12 protein-coding genes are annotated in these 17822 nt (G+C 49.8%); 9 read left to right on the top strand and 3 right to left on the bottom strand.

Going from position 1 to position 17822, the window contains the following annotated elements; all coding sequences use genetic code 11:
• Positions 1-10: 10 nt before the first annotated feature.
• From K7B67_RS12185 to K7B67_RS12170, 4 genes are read left to right on the top strand one after another with little or no spacing between them, the layout of a single operon-like run.
• Positions 11-1405 carry a hypothetical protein gene (locus K7B67_RS12185; RefSeq protein WP_252176151.1) on the top strand — a complete coding sequence of 465 codons (1395 nt, stop codon included), beginning with the start codon at positions 11-13 and terminating at the stop codon, positions 1403-1405.
• Positions 1402-2217 carry a hypothetical protein gene (locus K7B67_RS12180; RefSeq protein ID WP_252176150.1) on the top strand — a complete coding sequence of 272 codons (816 nt, stop codon included), beginning with the start codon at positions 1402-1404 and terminating at the stop codon, positions 2215-2217. Before K7B67_RS12185 ends, K7B67_RS12180 begins: the two co-directional genes overlap by 4 nt.
• Positions 2204-7072 carry a hypothetical protein gene (locus tag K7B67_RS12175; RefSeq protein ID WP_252176149.1) on the top strand — a complete coding sequence of 1623 codons (4869 nt, stop codon included), beginning with the start codon at positions 2204-2206 and terminating at the stop codon, positions 7070-7072. The genes K7B67_RS12180 and K7B67_RS12175 overlap by 14 nt, the downstream gene beginning before the upstream one ends.
• Before the next feature lie 8 nt (positions 7073-7080).
• The gene (locus K7B67_RS12170) at positions 7081-8112 is read left to right on the top strand and encodes a Wadjet anti-phage system protein JetD domain-containing protein (protein WP_252176148.1); all 1032 of its coding nucleotides are present in this window, start codon (positions 7081-7083) and stop codon (positions 8110-8112) included.
• A 60-nt stretch (positions 8113-8172) separates the two neighbouring features.
• On the opposite strand, the gene K7B67_RS12165 is transcribed toward K7B67_RS12170, so the two are convergent.
• On the bottom strand, positions 8173-9303 hold the full coding sequence (locus K7B67_RS12165; protein WP_252176147.1) for a hypothetical protein: 1131 nt from the start codon (positions 9301-9303) through the stop codon (positions 8173-8175).
• A gap of 478 nt (positions 9304-9781) precedes the next feature.
• Here K7B67_RS12165 and K7B67_RS12160 point away from each other — a divergent pair, with 478 nt between their 5' ends.
• The 3 genes from K7B67_RS12160 to K7B67_RS12150 all read left to right on the top strand — a co-directional run bounded on the left by K7B67_RS12160 (position 9782) and on the right by K7B67_RS12150 (position 13586).
• A complete protein-coding gene (locus tag K7B67_RS12160; RefSeq protein ID WP_252176146.1) occupies positions 9782-11896 on the top strand; it encodes a RecQ family ATP-dependent DNA helicase in 2115 nt (704 codons plus the stop codon).
• 12 nt (positions 11897-11908) lie between these two features.
• Positions 11909-13222, top strand: a complete 1314-nt coding sequence (locus K7B67_RS12155; protein WP_252176145.1) for a DNA-processing protein DprA — start codon at positions 11909-11911, stop codon at positions 13220-13222.
• A 175-nt stretch (positions 13223-13397) separates the two neighbouring features.
• Positions 13398-13586, top strand: a complete 189-nt coding sequence (locus K7B67_RS12150) for a hypothetical protein (protein ID WP_252176144.1) — start codon at positions 13398-13400, stop codon at positions 13584-13586.
• Positions 13587-13951: 365 nt separating this feature from the next.
• On the opposite strand, the gene K7B67_RS12145 is transcribed toward K7B67_RS12150, so the two are convergent.
• Positions 13952-15346 carry a hypothetical protein gene (locus tag K7B67_RS12145; RefSeq protein WP_252176143.1) on the bottom strand — a complete coding sequence of 465 codons (1395 nt, stop codon included), beginning with the start codon at positions 15344-15346 and terminating at the stop codon, positions 13952-13954.
• A gap of 274 nt (positions 15347-15620) precedes the next feature.
• On the opposite strand from K7B67_RS12145, the gene K7B67_RS12140 reads away from it, so the two are divergent.
• Together K7B67_RS12140 and K7B67_RS12135 are read left to right on the top strand one after the other, a co-directional pair.
• On the top strand, positions 15621-16412 hold the full coding sequence (locus K7B67_RS12140; protein WP_252176142.1) for a hypothetical protein: 792 nt from the start codon (positions 15621-15623) through the stop codon (positions 16410-16412).
• A gap of 13 nt (positions 16413-16425) precedes the next feature.
• Positions 16426-16581 (top strand): hypothetical protein, encoded by a 156-nt coding sequence (locus K7B67_RS12135; protein WP_252176141.1) that lies wholly within the window; start codon positions 16426-16428, stop codon positions 16579-16581.
• Positions 16582-16654: 73 nt separating this feature from the next.
• Here K7B67_RS12135 and gcvT read toward each other — a convergent pair whose 3' ends face one another.
• Positions 16655-17773, bottom strand: coding sequence for a glycine cleavage system aminomethyltransferase GcvT (gene gcvT, locus K7B67_RS12130; RefSeq protein WP_252176140.1), 1119 nt, complete (start codon positions 17771-17773; stop codon positions 16655-16657).
• Positions 17774-17822 lie beyond the last annotated feature (49 nt).

Raw genomic sequence — 17822 nt, 5'->3', positions numbered from 1 at the left:
CGGAGAGTGCATGACCCCATGGATTCACCTACTGTCATCCACTCTTCGCCTTGTGGATTTGCACGACAGTAATCATGAAAGACATTCAGAAAATATCAATGTCTCCGCAGAGACTCGCCCGGGCCTCGGTGATGGCTATTGGCTGGATATTGCCTGCCTGCTGTTGGAGTTCCTGCTTGAGGAAGATTACCGTACCAACGGCCAGTACATCCCCCAGGTTCGTTGCCTGAACCATTTGCAGCCCCAGATTCCTGAGCTGACGCCAGAGAGTCTGGCTTACGTCGCCAATGTTCTCAGTACACCCAGTGAGCTGTATTTCCGCAAACGCAGCGAGCAGGAAGGCGCGGTTATAGCCAGTACCAAAGGCACCGCTTTGTTGGAAAAACAGTCCCAGATCGGACATATCCGGCTGTCTCAAACGGGCAGGCAGAGTGTCACTTTATCAAGGCAGGTGGATGATATTCTCTACAGCGAGCATGACGCGGCCAAAATTGTCTCCGCCATTGCCCGCAGTGACTTTGACCGGATTCCTGATATCAGTGATTCCATACTGCTGGCTATTCGTGGTCTGACCCAGGAGATTCGGCGTATCCGGGAAAATCCGGCACTGGAAGGCAAGCTCGAGTCCTTTCGGAACAATCGCAAGCACTACGAAACAGCGGCACGCAATATTCAAGCGACGGTTATGGACTGCCAGAATCAGTTTCTGCGTCCGGAAATTCAGGATCGCTTCTATCAGTGGGCAGCGCAGCAGGAGCTGGAGTGGGATCTGTCCATGATCAACCAGTCCTTCAGCCGGATTCTCAATGCCCTGGAGAACCTTAATCGACGCCTGACCGATCTGCTCAGGGATATTGCTGAAGGCCGAATCCAGAGCATGGGCGTTATTGATTTCCATAAGGCTGCACTGAACCTGGCCTGGAACCCTCCCGCTATGGATTTGTTGACCACTGTCTTTAACCAGACGGCTCCGTTTGGTGTCGCCGTCAACCTCCCAGCGCCGGGTGACTTCCGGAGCCTATTGGATAACCAGCGAGCAGATAACAGCCCCAAAAGCCTGGTGTATGAAGACTCCGAAGACGAAAGTGTTGAATCACTCATGCTGCAACGATTTCTCAATCTCTTTGCTCAGCCCATTCGGGAACGGCTGCTGGAAGGCCCCCTGTCGTTGGCTGAAGCCATTGATAATGGTTGGCATACTCACGATGAAGGTGGTCAGAAGGAAGACTTTTTGCCTCAGCTGATCAATATGTTTGTGGATACCGGACAGTTGCAGTCTGACCTGACGGTAGCGATTGACTACAAGGGTCTTGATATTCAGTTGCATGACGGTCGTCGTTTGCATGGCGATAATCCTGTCCTTATGACACAAGATTCCAACGGTTCCAGGGAAGTCCATTTATGAATATGACGGAAATGGGCGAAGTCTATGCTTTTTTGCTTCGCCACAGAATTGCTGAAAGTCAGCCACAGGAGCGTCGGCGCCGTTCCTCCCAGAGCGGATTAATTTCTGAGCGAGATGCCTGTTCCCTGCTGAAAGAGGCTGATGAAGAGCAGATGCAACAACTTCGCTCTTTTCTTAGCGGCCAGGGATTGCAACTGGCCATCTACGACAGTGCTGACTATCCGGGAATTCCGCCGGGTGGACAGATTTATTTACTGCTTCGACGCCCGGAGGCTGAGCTGCCAGCTATGTTTAGCCAGCAGCAGCTGATTCAGAAACTGAAAATCCGAAATGATTCCCAGGAAACGACAGCCGTCTGGTTTATCCATATCTGGATGCTGATGCTGGGACTGCTGTACACGCGTAATAATCGGGCCCTGTCTGATGTCAGCCTCTATCAGGATGCGGTTTTCAGTCAAGAGGAGCTGATTGATGTCCTGAAAACGCATCTGGAAACCTTGCGTCGCTCAGGGCAACAGGAACAGGAGCTGCCCCGGCAGATTGCCATTTTGCTGACTGAAAAAGGTGAAGATATTGCCCGTCGGGTTCGCAACTTTATCGACAGTCTGGTGGATGCCAGTTTATTGAGCGAAAAGGGCAAGAATATCTATCAACAAACGCTGCTGGGAGCCCTGGAAGTGGAGCAGAGTGGCCTGAATCACCTGAGACACCTTATTCCCGAAGATACAGCGCAGCGGATTGTCCTGCCTGCAGAGCGTCATTTGGAAGAAGAAAAACCGATCGTGCAGGAGCCTGTCGATGTCCGTCATTAATCGTATTGAAATCGCCAGCCTGCTGAACAAACACGGGGATATCAGCAATCCCTGGGACGCGAAAATGCGTCACTTGATGTTGAATTTACGTGGCCAGTCCACCGCCATGAACATGGAAAACGGCTTTGGTAAGACGACCTTGTCAGACGCCCTGATCGGTATGCTGTCGCGAGATCGAAGCTTAATCCGCAAGACCCGTCGGAAGATGTCACCCTCCAGGGATGGTCGGCCATGGACGCATGTTCGCGTTGAGTTCAGCTATTCGTCCGGTCCTGTTGCACAGTCCGATATGCTGGCAATAGCAGGCGATAGCGTGGGCGGTACTGAGCAGTGGGTGTTCGGTATGTACGGGCATAGCGATACCGATGCCGGTTTTTACTTTTATCAGGGCCGACTTGAGCAGCTCCCTGTTAGTTCAATCACGGCAGACAGCAAGCTGCAACTGTTCAGTAATGAGCACTTCCAGCAAAGCCTTCGACAATTAAAACCGGAACGACCTAAAGACCGGGAATCCTGGCTGGATGCTATCAGTCTGCATATCAGCCGTAAGGAGCTGGAGCAGCTGGCGTCCTTTCAAAAAGAAGGGGGAGCCGATAAAAGCCAGATATTTAATGCCATCAAACCCCGTCCCGGTGAAAAGGCAGATCAGGCCTTCTTTTATGAAGTGCTGGCACCACAGGTTCTGGCGGGGGCCAGCCAGGGTGAAACGGACGAGTCAGAAGAGTTTGTTGAAGATCTGGTGATCAATTCCGGACGTAATGTGTCGGAGTTGCGTCACAAGATTCATGAGAAGTCCCTTGACCTGCAAAGAAACCGCAGTAAGGCGGACCGGCTGGCAGAGCTTGACCGATCCGGGGTTAAGTTGGCTGAAGCCCGCTTCCTGCGCGACAGTGCCCGCAAACAACTGGAAACACAGGCTAGCTGTCTGGCGACCATAACCGGCAATGGACTGCCTGGCATTCCTGTCAGCCAGGAAGAGCAGGATCAGGTCTCATTGCTGGCCGGTGAAATGGCCATTCGGCCCGGTGAGACCGAACCGCTGGTGCCTCTCTCCGCCCTCGCAAAAATCACTGGCAGCAGTGCCCGTAAGGTGGAGGAGTACCTGGAGAGCAGGCAGTTATCCGGTTACCGTCATGACCGTACCGCTGTCGTTTACAGTCCGAATGCCAGTTGGGCGGCAGGTAAATCCATGCGACTTTACCCAACTGAAAAAGTGATTCGGTTTCTCAAAGACAGTCAGCAGCTATTCAAAGATGACGCAGATCGTATCAATAGTCTTGAGACGGTAGAAGAAGCCGTAGACCGTTTTCTTGATCTGGATACGAACCCGTTTCGGGAGAGCTATCTGGCCGATCAGGCGTATTTAAAAACCCTGAAAACCGAGTGCCAGGAGCTTAAAGATAAGCAGCGCAGACTGGAAAAAAATCACGAAGTTCTGGTAAACCGGGATAAAGAGTTTACGGACAATGAAACCGTCTATACCGATGCTCTGCAAGAGGGATTGTTCACAGAACAGGAGCTGGAGACCCCGGACGAGACAGAGGCCAGTGTTCAAACTCATCTGAAAGCGGTTAAAGACAGCTACCAAAGGTTTCTGGAAAACCAGGGGCGATTTAGAGGATTAGCCGACCGTTGGGAAAAGTTTCAACGTGACTATGGCAAAGAATCGGGCAAAGAGGCCATCCCGGCCGAGCTGATTCAGGAAAAAGATCTGCAATTGGAAGAACTGAATCACCAGTTGGAAGATTTACAGAGCCATTGTGACCGATACCAGGGGCAGGAAAAGGAGCTCAATCATCAGTTGCAGGTCATTGGCCAGAAACTGCCGGGACTGGAGTCGGACTATCAGCAGATGGAGAAGCTGGGCAACAGCTTTGATTATGCACAGAAATGCTTCCCGGATGAGGATATTTCAGGACTGGTCAGTCGGCTTGAGCAGCAACAGCGTCAGCACAGAGACAGTCAAAGTCAATATCGCCAGCAGCAGACAGAAGCCGGAAACCAGTTGCAGGAGTTAACAACCCTGCTGCCACAATACCAGGCATTTCTTGAAGTCTACCCTGATCAGCAGCCTGAAGGTCTGGAAGGTCAGCTTTGGCAGGAAAAAAACGGCCTGGATCAACAACTTGAGCAGCAGGAAAAACGGCTTGGCGAACTGCAGATACTGGTTTCAGACCAGCAAGAGTTCATTCAGCTTTTTCCCGGAATAGCTCCGTCTGAGTGGTTGGAGAAAGCAGCAGACGCTTATCCCCGCTTATTGACAGAACAAAGCGATCTGCTTTCTCGCATCAGGGATATTGAACGACAGTTGGATGATTTAAAAACAGATCCAATCAGTCCCGGTGCTGTAGAAGTCAAATGTTCTCAGCTTCTTAAAGAGCAGAATATTCAGCATTGGCCGTTGCATCAAGTTATTGCAGAACTGCTTGCAGACGACGATCCCCGTAAGTCTCAATGGTTGGCACAAGCCCACAATCTGCTGTTTGCCCCTGTTCTGGATTCTGTGGAGCAAGCGATGCAGGCGGCAGAACTGTTGGTACAGCATCGCCAGCCAGTACCGGTTTTCACCCGGGAGTCGCTGCAAAACGCTGTGACTAATAACCAACCATTGTTAGGTGCTGTGATTGGTTATGAAAGCCTTGCGGTTCGTGCGCTGTTGAATCCACAGTTTATTGAGGAGCTGAGACAGCAGCTGCAGGACAGACTGGCAGACTCGCAGGTTAAGCTCGACAGAATCAAAGGCGAGCTTGAGCTCTATCATCACGACTCTGATAGCGTCCGGCTGGCAAAATCAGCGGCTGAAGCTATTGAGCAGCAGGCTGAAGGAGAGCTTCCCAAACAGCAGGCAGCCCTTGAACATAACCGCTCCCGGCAACAGCAATTGCTGGAACAGCTGGCTCCGGAAAACCGTAAGCTGATTTACTCTGCCGAGCGTTTTCTCGAACTGGGCGGCAGTCGTCGTATTGATGAGCTGGGTGTTTCCCTGAATCAGCTGCAATCGAAACTCGATCGTCTTGAAAAGCAGCTAAGTCAGCTGGAAAGCCAGTTGAACGGGGATAACCGTCGGAAGCTGGATCAGGCAGAACAGTTTCTCAGTGGCGGAGGCAAACAGCGGCTGGCCGGGTTGCAGGCGGATATAGAGCTGCAAACCATCAAACAACAACAGCTGACTGAGCAACAGGAGCAGTGTCAGGAATCTATAACCAGTTACCAGGGCCAGATCGCTCAATGCAAGGCTCAGGCCGACGCAATTTACCAGCCCGGAGAAGCGGATCTGTTGATTTCGCTGGCAAATTATCTTCAGGAGGGTGGCCCTGAATTTATGGCCAATGCCGAGACTGTACAAAAGTCACTGGAAGGCCAGCAGGAGCAGGCTCAGGCCCGGGCCAGCCTGAAGTTCGACCGTATCAGGGCTTATCTGAGTGCCCGCAATGATGAAGGGGGTACTGCGGCACTGAAAAAACAGATTGCAGAAGCCAAAAGTCAGATCAATCAAATCAGAGACGAACAAGACCAGAAAAATGCTGAAATCGACCGAATTCAGGATGAGCAGCCTCAGCAACTGCAAGCGATACATCAGGTAGACGAAACGGCTGAGCGTTGGTTAAAACAACTTTCTCATTTTAGTGAAGCCATGCTGGCAGAGTTGCCAGAACCCGACCTTGATCAGCTGGACGAGATGCCTCTGTTTGAAAAAGCCGAACAGTATCAGTCAGCCAGTCGGAAGGACGTGATCGACAGGGATCAGGTTTGCCATTTGTCCATGGCTTTGGGAGAGCAGCTCGAACTTGAGAATATTAAAGAGCTGAGCAGCGAGCTTAAACGACAGGAAAAAGCGCATTCTGAGTATGAGACAGGCTTTTGCCAGGTATTGAGTCGCATTCAAAACAGTGAACGACAGTTGTTTAACGCTACAGAGCAGGCGCGTCTGACAGGGCTGGCCGAAGCCGACGAAGCGGCCTTGAAAGAGCTTGCCAGCATGATCAGTACCCTGGACGAGCAGATTGATCATAGCCAGCGAATTCTTGAAGAACTTCAGGAGTCGATGAGCGGCTATGAAGATAAGCTCCACGAGCGGCTTTCCAGCATTATCATGCACTCGGTGGATAATCTTAAAATTCTGAAACGAGTGGCGAAACAGTCCGTCGGAGATAATGCCTACTTTGTGATTCAGGCGGATATTGTCACTGAAGAGGGTATTCGACATCTGGTCCGAAGCCTGCTGGCGGAAATTGAAGATAATCAGCGTCAGATTCGCACCCGTAAAGCCCAGAACCTTCCCGTAGGCAGCGATGAAAAACAGCGAAAAGAGCTGAGTCAGAATCTGCGCAATCAGATTTATCGTCAGCTTTTTACCAATATCAGTATCCGTCTGAAACACGACGCTATTCGTCCCCATGGCAACCTCTTCAGCCTGAATGAAGATATGAGTGAAGGCCAGCGCGAGGCGGTTTCCCTGATGTGGCTGGTAAAACTGTCTGAATTTGCCATTGAACGAGAACTGAAGTCGGTACCCAGTCAGTACCGCAGGCAAGAGCGTAAATCCAGCGAGTCGGTCATTATCCTGGACGGTCTCTTTAGTAAGCTTTCCCACAAGAAGTTGATTGAGGACTCGCTGGAATCCTTACGCAATACCCGTGGCCGATTCCAGATGATGGGGCTGATTCACAACCCTAACTATGAAAACGATCCGGGCATTTTCCCCACCTACCTGGTGGGTAATGTGATTGGTGGTCTCCAGGGGCAGGGAGGGCATGTCACAGTGAAGGAGGGTGCTGTGGTTAGCCCCGACTCTGTGGGACGAGGCAGTGGCGAAGCCAGTGTGTTTCATCTGCATGTGGATCATGAGGAGTAGTAGTTGCTATGTACTCTGAAGACGACAAGGAGCGGGTGCTTGAGTGGTTTATAAAAAAAACAACTGCGACCAATGCCCCCTCTGCGCCAAAAATGATCCAAAAGGCTCTGGGTATAGAGAGCATTCTGGTTATTAAAGAGATACTGAAGGCTCTGGCAAAGGAAAATAAAATCGTCTCTTCTCAGGGAGATGTGGGTTTTGGCAAGCTGTCCTGCCTGGTTAAGTCGGCAGAGTCTGAAACTGAACAGTGCTGGCGAGATATTCTTGGCAGCTATCCGGATAGTCTGGCATTGGCTGCCTGCCATCAGGCACTGTCTGGCTGGACCCGGGAGGCCATGCAGAAACTGGTTGATGGTTTGCACAGGCTAAGATCCGATCTGCCGACCGCTTATCAAATGACGGCTTATGAGGCTTCTGCCCGGTATCTTCTGGGCTCATCAAAGCTGCTTGATGCCCTGGGCAAGCGCAGCCTTCAGCAGTTTGGCATTGATCCTGAGCGGTTCAGAAAGCCTGTCAGTTATGTGGTAACGGCAGGTCCCGAGCAGCCGGAGCAGGTGTTGCTGGTTGAGAATCCCCAGAGCTTTGAGGCCTGTATTACGTTGGAACTGCACCTCAGAATGGCATTAATCAGTACTTTCGGGTACGGGTTGGGCTGGCTCCAGGTGATTGAAAACAGGCAGTCAGTAGCAGCTATTTCCAGGGCCGGTACCAAGCAGAATCTTATGGCCCTGCTGGATCATCCAGAACTGTTTTTCTGGGGAGACCTTGATCATGAGGGGTTGAAAATTTTCCAGACCATCAGGCAACAATACCCACAATGTCGTTTGAGCCGCCTTTATCTGCCCATGATTGAAAAAGTGGAGGCGGGTTTCTGTCACCCCTACGTAAAAGCGGTTGGCAAGGAAGGGCAGAAGGATACAGGGCTCAGTCGATTTGCAACGGGACTGGATCAGGAGTGTCTGGATAGTCCTGCTATCAGGGAGTATTGCCTCGGAGGGGTAGAAGACCATCAATTGATGATTTTGTCTGATGGTCTTTAAATCGGGCTTTTACCCATCAAGCCCGATAGTAACGCTGCTCAATAAAGGGCGGGGAGTAGTTCACTTATCATCTGGCGGCGTCGTCTTTACATCCTCATGAGAAACACCTTTGATGCCGCCCAGCGTGCCATAATCTTTCAGGAACATCCAGTGACGTAAGCCTCCGCTTATATCACCTGCAGCCCCGGCGTCCGTGTCAGGAGTGGTGACGGTTGTTTCTGTTTCAGAAGATGCCTGATCAGAAGTAACAGGTGCTTCTGGCGAAGCTTCTCTTGAATCATCAGGTTTGCCAATGAAGTTATCCTGCTTCTCGAGTTCTCCAAACTCGTTTCTGTCTTCTGGAGGGGGTCGGGAATAATCGGTTGTTCTTTCCGGTGGATCATTGTCTTCACCGCCTGAGCCAGCCCCAATGCTTCCACCACTGCCGATATTACCTGCCCGAAAGTTAGTGTACCCGGCTGGAAGAGGTGCATAGGCAGAGTTTTTCGCTTCACCTCCCTCACCCTGTTTGCCATTATCTGCATCCATAGGCTCATCGGAAGAATAAGGATTGCTGATAATGGCTGCTTTACCATGCCCTGAATAGACCAGCCAGGCATATTGACTCAGGGGAACGCAGTGACTGCTGCCTTTGCATAAGCTGGTGCTGGGATAAGTGGGAAAAAGAGTCATGTCGGGAAAAATGAAATATTCGTTTACTTCAGCCTGTTTCAGCACTCCCCCGGAGAAAGCTTCTTTTCCTTCTAAGCCGTCAGGATGTTCATTCAGGTGCTGAATCAGATTGACAACCAGTTGCAGAACTTCCGGCATTAATAATATAGCCGGAACCAGGAATGAGTGATGGGGTTCGGAAATCTCAGAATCGCTGAATTCAGAAATAATGAACGTTTTTCCATGAAAAGAAAATCTCAGGCTGTTTTCCTGAGAGTCAAACAGCAGCCTTATCTTGTTCAGTCTAAGAATATCCAGATGATTCAGATAGACCTGCTCTAATGCAGATGTTGTTTTGGACGTTCTTTCTGCGGTTTTAAATGCAGTGACGAAAACACCTTTATCGGCTTCAGAAATCTCAATAGAGGAGGAACCGGCAGTGGCAACATTTACTTGAAGAAATGTTTTTGTGTTACTCAGAGGGAGGGCTTCGGGTTGATAAAAAAAAGTATCAGTCCATTGTGCCTCAGTAAGTTCCAATGGCTGTATAGCTGGAAGATATAAGTCTGTTATATCATGGGCCAGCCCAGACCATTGTCCTGCTTCACTGAAAAATGACACAAGGAGAGGGACTATTGGAAGCAACCGATACTGCATTTGTATACTCCACTTAATCAACCATAGCGGCAACTAAACCAGGATGGTTGTGGTTCTTGAACGGGTAGTGAGCTGGAAGCATTTTGATGTACCTGAGTATCTGTTCATTTCTTTGACAATAGATTTTAGGCAAATATCAATCGGGGTGGTGAAAGGCAGATGCAAAAGTTGAAATAAAACACCTTTGATAGATCAAAAGGCTTTGCAATTCAAAAGCAAAAAATTGACCCCTTGGTTATGACCCACTAATCTATTTTCGGACTCTGGGGCGGAGCTGGTTGGCAAGAGAATAGCTTTGCTGAATAAAGGGTGTGGAGCCAATCGTAGTTCAGGGAATGTTTAACACATACAAGTTATCAAAATGAAAACAACTGGGCAGTACTATAGGGAAGGGTTGAATCTATTAAGGAGCAGTCTTGGACAGGGGGATGCCAGCTTTCATGAGCATCAGTGGGAATCGATTGAAGAACTGGTGGTTCGCCGGTCTCGCCTGCTGTGTGTGCAGAAAACCGGCTGGGGTAAAAGTACCGTTTATTTTACCGCAACCCGTTTGCTTCGAAATGAGGGGAGAGGGCCGACTATTATTATTTCGCCTCTGCTGGCTTTAATGCGAGACCAGATTGAGTCTGCGGCAAAATATGGCGTCCAGCTTGGCACCATCAATTCCTCAAACAGTCAGCAAGAAAATACTCAAGCTGAGAGGCAGTTACTGACCGATCAGCTGGATGCGGTGATTATTTCTCCGGAACGGCTGGCTAATGAGGGTTTTGTTGAAGATATATTGCGACCGGTTGCGGCAAATGTTGGGCTGTTTGTTATTGATGAAGCCCACTGTATTTCTGACTGGGGGCATGACTTCCGACCGGATTACAAGCGCATCAAACATATTCTTCCCTTGATGCCGCCTAACCTTCCAGTGTTGGCGACTACTGCAACGGCCAGCCAGCGGGTGATGGACGATATTGCTGAACAGCTGGGAGATAATATCAAGGTTTATCGTGGTCAGCTGGTGCGGGAATCTCTGCATCTGCAATGCCTGCATTTTCCCAAACGCTCTCACCGTCTTGCCTGGCTGGCGGATACCATTCCACAAATTCCCGGAACGGGCATTGTTTATACCGCCACGGTGCGTGATGCTGAGCAGGTGGCAAACTGGCTAAGGCAGCAGGGAATAGAGGCTGAGGCTTACTTTGGTGATTTGCCAACAGATCAGCGGCTGGCGCTTGAAAGGGCATTGCTGGAGAATCGTTTAAAAGTGCTGGTTGCCACTTCGGCGTTGGGCATGGGGTATGACAAACCTGATCTTGCATTTGTTATTCACTACCAGAGTCCGGGCTCTGTGGTCAGTTATTACCAGCAGGTTGGTCGGGCTGGTCGGGGAATCCCTCAGGCTTGGGATGTGATGCTTTCGGGCGATGAGGATAAGGATATTCAGACATACTTTATCAATCAGGCTTTTCCTAAAGAGGAGCTTGTGAATGATATCCTTCAAGCACTCGGTGAAGCGGATGATGGTCTGAAGAAAGCCGGGCTCGAACGTATGATTAATGCCCCCCCATCCAAAGTTGAAGCAGCTCTGAAGTTTCTGATGGCAGAAACTCCGGCTCCGGTGGTGAAACACAAGAGCTTTTTCTATCGGACTTCTGTTGATTATGAACTCCCCCATGAAACCATTGCCCGTCTGTGTCAGCTAAAGGAGCGGGAACTGGCTGAGATGGAGGAATACCTGCACCATGATGGTTGCCTGATGCAGTTTCTGGCTCGTGCCCTGGATGATAATGATGCCCAGCCTTGTGGCAAATGCATTAATTGTTCGGGTAAGGCAAATCTTCCAACCACATTCAGCCCTGAAACAGGTCAGAAGGCGGCTGAGTTTCTTGAGAATGTGTTTATTGAAATTCCACCAAGGAAACAGACGGGTAATGGGGCTGCCAATGCACGGGCTCGTTTCCCTGTGTATCAGTTCCCGCCTAAGTTTGGTGAATTAGCCTATGAAACAGGCAGAGCCTTGTGCAAATGGGGTGAGGCTGGCTGGGGTGAAATTGCCAAAGAAGGCAAGCATCAACATGCTTTTGATCTCAAGCTGGTTTCAGCTTCTGCTCGGTTGATAAGGGAACGCTGGCAGCCAGAGCCTTTTCCGGCATGGATTACCTTTGTACCGTCCCAGAATTATCCCCGACTGGTGGCTGATTTTGCTGAAAATTTAGCCCAAAAGCTGGGCATACCCTGTTACGATGTAATCAGTAAAACCAGAGCAAACAGACCTCAGAAATTTATGGAGAACACCGAATTCCGTTGTCACAACCTGGATGGAGCGTTTGCTGTTGCAGATGACCTGCCCGCTGGCTCTGTTCTTTTGGTCGATGACGCTGTGGACTCCAGATGGACATTTGCTGTGCTGGCCGCTTTGCTGCGCAGGGCAGGCTCGGGAACAGTGTATCCATTTGCTGTAATGTCGACAACTTCAAGTACATAGGCGCGCCTGAATATGCACACAGAAAACACTCAGGCAGTATTATTGCTTTCCTGTTATTTTTCAAAGCCTCGCAAGGACGAGGCAAAACCACTAACGGTGGCAGAATATGCCCGTTTTGCCGAATGGCTGCGAGGGAATCAGTTTATGCCCTCATCGCTGTTCAGTGATTTTGACACTATTTTCGGTAAGTGGAAAGACCCGAAAAAAACAGTCACGGCTGGAAGGGTCAAAGAGTTACTGGGTCGGGGCATGGCTATGAGCCTGGCTCTGGACAAATGGCAAAAGGCTGGTATCTGGCTGCTGACACGTAGCGACAGGGAGTATCCGTCCAGACTCAAGAAGCGGTTGGGGATAACGTCGCCGCCGGTTATATTCGGTGTGGGCAACAAAAGCATTCTGGAAACAGGTGGTTTGGCTGTTGTTGGTTCAAGAGGGATTGGCGAGGAAGATACTGAATATACCCAGACTATTGGTTCTCAGGCAGCAAAGGAAGGCATCAATATTGTTTCCGGAGGTGCCAGAGGTGTTGATGAAACAGCTATGCTCTCTGCCCTGAATGCCGAAGGTACGGCCATAGGCATACTTCCCGACAGTTTGCTCAAAGCTGCTTTAGCCGGTAAATGGCGACGACATTTGCAAAGCAATAATCTGGTTCTCATTTCTACGTATTACCCTGAGGCAGGCTTCAGCACCGGTAATGCCATGGGTAGAAATAAATATATTTATTGTTTATCAGATTGTTCTCTTGTTGTCCGCTCTGATAAAGATAAGGGTGGCACCTGGTCAGGAGCTAAAGAAAATCTAGGTAAAGAGTGGGTTTCCCTGTTGGTTAAACCTTCGGAGGTTGATGGTAATATCGCTCTGTTACAGATGGGGGGGAAACCGCTTGAGACTCCAGTTAATGCCCAGAGTAGTTCAGCAAACTGGTTGACTGATGGTATTAACGGGCAAGTTGAAGCTACAGTTTCAGCAGAATCAAAAGAACCTGTACCTGATAACAGCGATCTTTTCTCCAGGCTTTCTGTTGCAGAGCCAGTACCAGAGTACCTTCAGAATGATTCTGTCATGGAGTCGGCGCCATCTATTGTGGAAAATATTCGGGCTGACACAGTAGTACCTGAGTCTGGCAATGATCCGTTTTTTCATTTGTTTACTGAGAAGCTGCAGGAGCTGCTCAGGAATAAAGCGGATGTCTCACTTTCGGATCTGAAGGAGCGGATGACCGACGTGAATGCCAAACAGATTTCAGACTGGCTTGACCGGGCTGAAAATGAAAAACTACTTGAGCGTAAGGGGCGTTCCAGGACTTATCAGCTTGCCTGTTGATGGTTTTGTGAAATGGGTGAGGTTGTTTGGCTTCCACCCACTTAATGAAAAATATAATAATCTTGTTGATGAATATAATCAGCTATTTACTCGCAGTAACTGCTCAAAATTTGTAGGCATGTCAACCCACTGATATCAATACTTTGATCATTCTGATCAGGCATAATCCCACCCCATGGCTCCGTCAAAAACCTCAGCACTTGAAACTGAAGTCAGCGAACTCAAAACCCTTGTCGGCAACCTGCTCAACAAGGTCAACAAGCTGACCACCGAAAACACCTCCCTGCGTGAGGAAGTCAGGCACCTGAAAAAACTCAAGGGGCAACCCAAAATTCGCCCGAATAAAAAAACCGGAAGACGGTAAAAACAGCGAAGACGGCAAACCATCCTCAGTTTCTGACAACACATCGCCACCAATTTGCCCTCATTTGCCGGCCGTCCCTCAAAGCGGCGAAAGGTTAGTGGAGGTACCCGAAGCTCAATCGGGCGGAGTTGCCGGGACACGTTCGCAAGCCTGAAAAAGACATGCAAGCTACATGGCGTGTCGTTCTCTCGATATCTGAAAGATCGACTATCAGGAATTGGGTTAATTCCCCGGCTGTCTGACATGATACGTCAAAAATCAGCTCAACAAATGGGTAGCTCTGCCTACGGTTTTTGAGCAGTTACAAGTAGTCGATAGCGGTTTTCTAAAGTCGGAGGTTTCTTTGAGGTAGGTTGGGAGGCAGATCATTCTTTGTCACCCTTCTTTCTTTTCTGGTTAGATGGCCGCTGGTCAGACGCTTTTCTCTTGAGCCTTTGGTCGGCAGGCAAGTGGGTCTGTTCGTGCCTTTTCAGATCACTCGTCTGGTCGGTGCTGAAGTTGCAACCCTGACGGTCACACTGGTGCCGCTTGGATCTCTGGTCGGCAGGCAGGTGGGTCTGTTTGTGCCTTTTCAGATCGCTCGTCTGGTCGGTGCTGTAGTTGCAACCCTGATGGTCACACTGGTGCACCTTGGATCTCTGGTCGGCAGGCAGGTGGGTCTGTTTGTGCTTTTTCAGATCCCTCGCCCTGTCGGTGTTGTAGTCGCAGCCCTCATGATCACACTGGTATACCTTGACTCTCTGGTCGGCAGGCAAGTGGGTCTGTTCGTGCCTTTTCAGATCACTCGTCTGGTCGGTGCTGAAGTTGCAACCCTGATGGTCACACTGGTGCCGCTTGGATCTCTGGTCGGCAGGCAGGTGGGTCTGTTTGTGCCTTTTCAGATCGCTCGTCTGGTCGGTGCTGTAGTTGCAACCCTGATGGTCACAGTGGTGCCGATTGGGTCTCTGGTCGGCAGGCAGGTGGGTCTGTTTGTGCCTTTTCAGATGCCTCGCCCTGTCGGTGTTGTAGTCGCAGCCCTCATGGTCACACTGGTGCACTCTGGGTCTCTGGTCGGTAGGCGGGTGGCTCTGTTTGTGCTTTTTCAGTTCCAGAGTCGCACCATACTGACTGATTTCATTGGATACTCGAAAGGGATTAAGTGTCGTGGTTACATACCGGGCATCAGATTCGTCTTCGTTTGAACGATTGTCGTTGCTTTCATCAGAGGTGCCGTTAGTGATTATTTCACTGTCTGCAACGGGCTCCTCCTTAATCTTTTTCAGTACCAGAGTCGTACAATACTGACTGGTTTCATTGGATACCCGAAAGGGATTAAATGTTGTGGTTGCATACTGAACATCAGGTTCAGCATTAGCTTCGTCTTCATCTTCGTTTGAATCGTTGTCGCTGGTTTCATCAGAGGAACGTCTGTCTTCACTATCAGAACCCTCATCAGAGGTGGCCCGACTGTGAATCTTAACTTCGACGCTCAGGGAGTGAAGGCCTATTTTCAAGTTATCGTCAGGTAGCAGCCTTATCCGGGTGGGTTGGTTATTTCCGGAGGATGGGACCTCAATAAAGAGCCTCGGGGTGTTGATAAGCGCCTTGCCCACAGCAAGTGCGAAGAGCAAAGGCACATTGTTTTTCTGAGCATGGCTTTTCTGAGCATGGCTTTTCTGAGCATGGCTTTTCTGAGCATGGTTTTCATGAGCGTGACCATGAGAACAATACACAGAAAAGGCAATGACCAAGGTCACAATCAATGGTTTTTTGGAGTGCAAGGCCTGGCTTCCCAGTCGTTGAAATGTTTATTTCGAAATCAGGTTAGTCAAAAACTGGAAAGAGGTCGGCGGTTTTTTTGAGGCGGGCTGGAACGTGGGTCACTCTTTATTACCTTTCTTTTCACATTAGAAGATGGCTGGTCATAGGCTTTTATCGGATTCTTTTGGTCGGGGCTCAATCCCTTTGCAAAAGGATATTAGATTTTTGATCTATCAATTTAATGTTCTAACTTTACTACTTCAACAAATACGAAATAGATCTGGGGATAAAGCTATGGAAAAAACAATCTCTGCTTCATTGCTATTATTTCTGATATTGATGTCTTTTACCTGTCACTCCGAACTGTTGAAAAAACGTTTTATTGTCGAGTTTGAGCAGGACCGAGGCGTTCCAGAAGGTAGCTTTTCCATAAATCGTGACCTTAATGCATTGTCGTGTGATTCGTCATGCCTTGCGGAGATGAATAACGCAGGATCAATTTTGCCGCCTGATAACAAATCCGACAGAGTTAAGAGCCGCACTCCATTGAGCGCCAGGTTTTATTCATGGATACCCGTAGAGGCGGTATCTATATTGACACAGGGGGATGACCCATTTGTGATCATCACTATGATGCTCCCCGGGAATGGCCAGCAACAAAACCAGCCTCAAAATGAGCAAACAAATTCATCCGGTCAGCAATCCACAGTGGCAACCACCCAGATTGCAGCCACTATCACCGGCTCCCCGGCTTCTGGTTCGGGCGATGGTGGCGAAAGCCCTGAAAAAAACCAACATACTTACGGTTTAAGTTGTTACGTCGATTCCTGTCATGGCGTTTGTAAACTCCGATCATCACCCCGTAGGACGGCGAATACTGAACAAAGTTTGTTTAGCCAGGTTGCAGAGGGGCTTCTCACTCCCGTCCTGTATTTGGCTGGCATCTATTTTACCCCCTGCGCAGCGCGGTCTGGTCAAAAGAAACATCCAGAGGGCCATAGACAACCCCAACATACTTACGGTTTCAATTGTCACATCGATTCCTGTCATGGTGAGTGTAAATTCCGACCACCATCCGATTACTGAGAAGCTGCAGGAGTTGCTCAGGAATAAAGCGGATGTCTCACTTTCGGATCTGAAAGAGCGGATGACCGACGTGAATGCCAAACAGATTTCAGACTGGCTTGACCGGGCTGAAAATGAAAAACTACTTGAGCGTAAGGGGCGTTCCAGGACTTATCAGCTTGCCTGTTGAAGATATTGTCTGATGACTTTTAAATCTGGCTGATTTGTTGTAAAAAGCCCGGAAAAAGCCGGGCTTTTACCCATCAACCCCTATAGTAACGCTGCTCAATAAACGGCATACGACTCACCGTCATAGGCAGTTTCTTGCCACGCACCAATGCAAAAACTTCTGTTTCCAGGGTCGCATATTCAGTAGGAACATAGGCCATGGCGACAGGAGCGCCGACAGTGGGTCCAAAGGTTCCTGAAGTCACCACACCGATTTTTTCACCCTCGGCATTAACAATCTCAGTCCCCTCACGAACCGGTGCACGACTGCTGCCAATTAAACCAACGCGCTTGCGGATAAAGTCTTTGTTTTCAATCTGGCTCAGGATCTTATCCGCACCGGGGAATCCGCCAGCACGTTCGCCATCCTTACGACGGTTTTTGCTGATGGCCCAGATCAGGCTGCTTTCGATGGGGGTGGTTTCTGTATCCAGGTCGTGGCCGTAGAGGCACAGGCCACTTTCCAGACGCAGGGAATCACGGGCGCCCAGGCCAATGAATTCTACTTCCGGCTGATCCAGCAGCATACGACAGAATTTGTCTGCATCTGCCTGCGGGATTGAGATTTCAAAACCGTCTTCACCGGTGTAACCCGAGCGGCTGATATAAACGTCAACGCCTTCAATGGTCATATGAACGGAGTCCATAAAGACCATCTTTGCTGTTTCGGGGGCAAAGCGAGCCATCACTGTTTTCGCCTCAGGGCCTTGAATAGCCACCAGGGCACGGTCATCCAGAACTTCCAGCTTCACATCGTCAGGCAGATGAGCTTTCAGGTGAGCAATGTCCTGCTCCTTGCAGGCGGCGTTGACCACCACGTAGAGGCTGTCATTACCTTCGTTGGTAACCATCAGGTCGTCCATTACGCCCCCCTGTTCGTTGGTGAACAGGGCATAGCGTTGTTTGCGCTCAGGCAAGTCGATGATGTCAACAGGTACCAGCGCTTCCAAGGCTTTGGCGGGCTGATGGCCGGTCAGACGAACCTGCCCCATGTGGGAAACATCGAACAGACCGGCCTGGGCACGGGTATGCAGATGCTCAGCCTTAATTCCCAGGGGATATTGCACCGGCATGTCGAAGCCCGCGAACGGAACCATTTTTGCACCCAGCTCCAGGTGCAGGCTGTGCAGTGGTGTTTTTTTGAGTTCGGTCATTACTGACACTCCCTGAAATAGTGAAGAAACCGGGGCAGTGCTGGCCCCG

It is taken from the genome of Endozoicomonas sp. 4G (assembly GCF_023822025.1).
In the GTDB taxonomy this organism is placed as follows: Bacteria; Pseudomonadota; Gammaproteobacteria; order Pseudomonadales; family Endozoicomonadaceae; genus Endozoicomonas_A.
Note: the sequence above shows the minus strand (reverse complement) of the source record. Positions and strands in the feature narration are given on the sequence as shown.

Excerpts from the sequence above, each read along its gene's own strand:
- K7B67_RS12175 (WP_252176149.1), top strand. The coding sequence starts at position 2,204 with ATGTCCGTCATTAATCGTATTGAAATCGCCAGCCTGCTGAACAAACAC.
- K7B67_RS12170 (WP_252176148.1), top strand. The coding sequence starts at position 7,081 with ATGTACTCTGAAGACGACAAGGAGCGGGTGCTTGAGTGGTTTATAAAA.
- gcvT (WP_252176140.1), bottom strand. The coding sequence starts at position 17,773 with ATGACCGAACTCAAAAAAACACCACTGCACAGCCTGCACCTGGAGCTG.
- K7B67_RS12155 (WP_252176145.1), top strand. The coding sequence starts at position 11,909 with ATGCACACAGAAAACACTCAGGCAGTATTATTGCTTTCCTGTTATTTT.
- K7B67_RS12150 (WP_252176144.1), top strand. The coding sequence starts at position 13,398 with ATGGCTCCGTCAAAAACCTCAGCACTTGAAACTGAAGTCAGCGAACTC.
- K7B67_RS12180 (WP_252176150.1), top strand. The coding sequence starts at position 1,402 with ATGAATATGACGGAAATGGGCGAAGTCTATGCTTTTTTGCTTCGCCAC.
- K7B67_RS12140 (WP_252176142.1), top strand. The coding sequence starts at position 15,621 with ATGGAAAAAACAATCTCTGCTTCATTGCTATTATTTCTGATATTGATG.
- K7B67_RS12185 (WP_252176151.1), top strand. The coding sequence starts at position 11 with ATGACCCCATGGATTCACCTACTGTCATCCACTCTTCGCCTTGTGGAT.
- K7B67_RS12160 (WP_252176146.1), top strand. The coding sequence starts at position 9,782 with ATGAAAACAACTGGGCAGTACTATAGGGAAGGGTTGAATCTATTAAGG.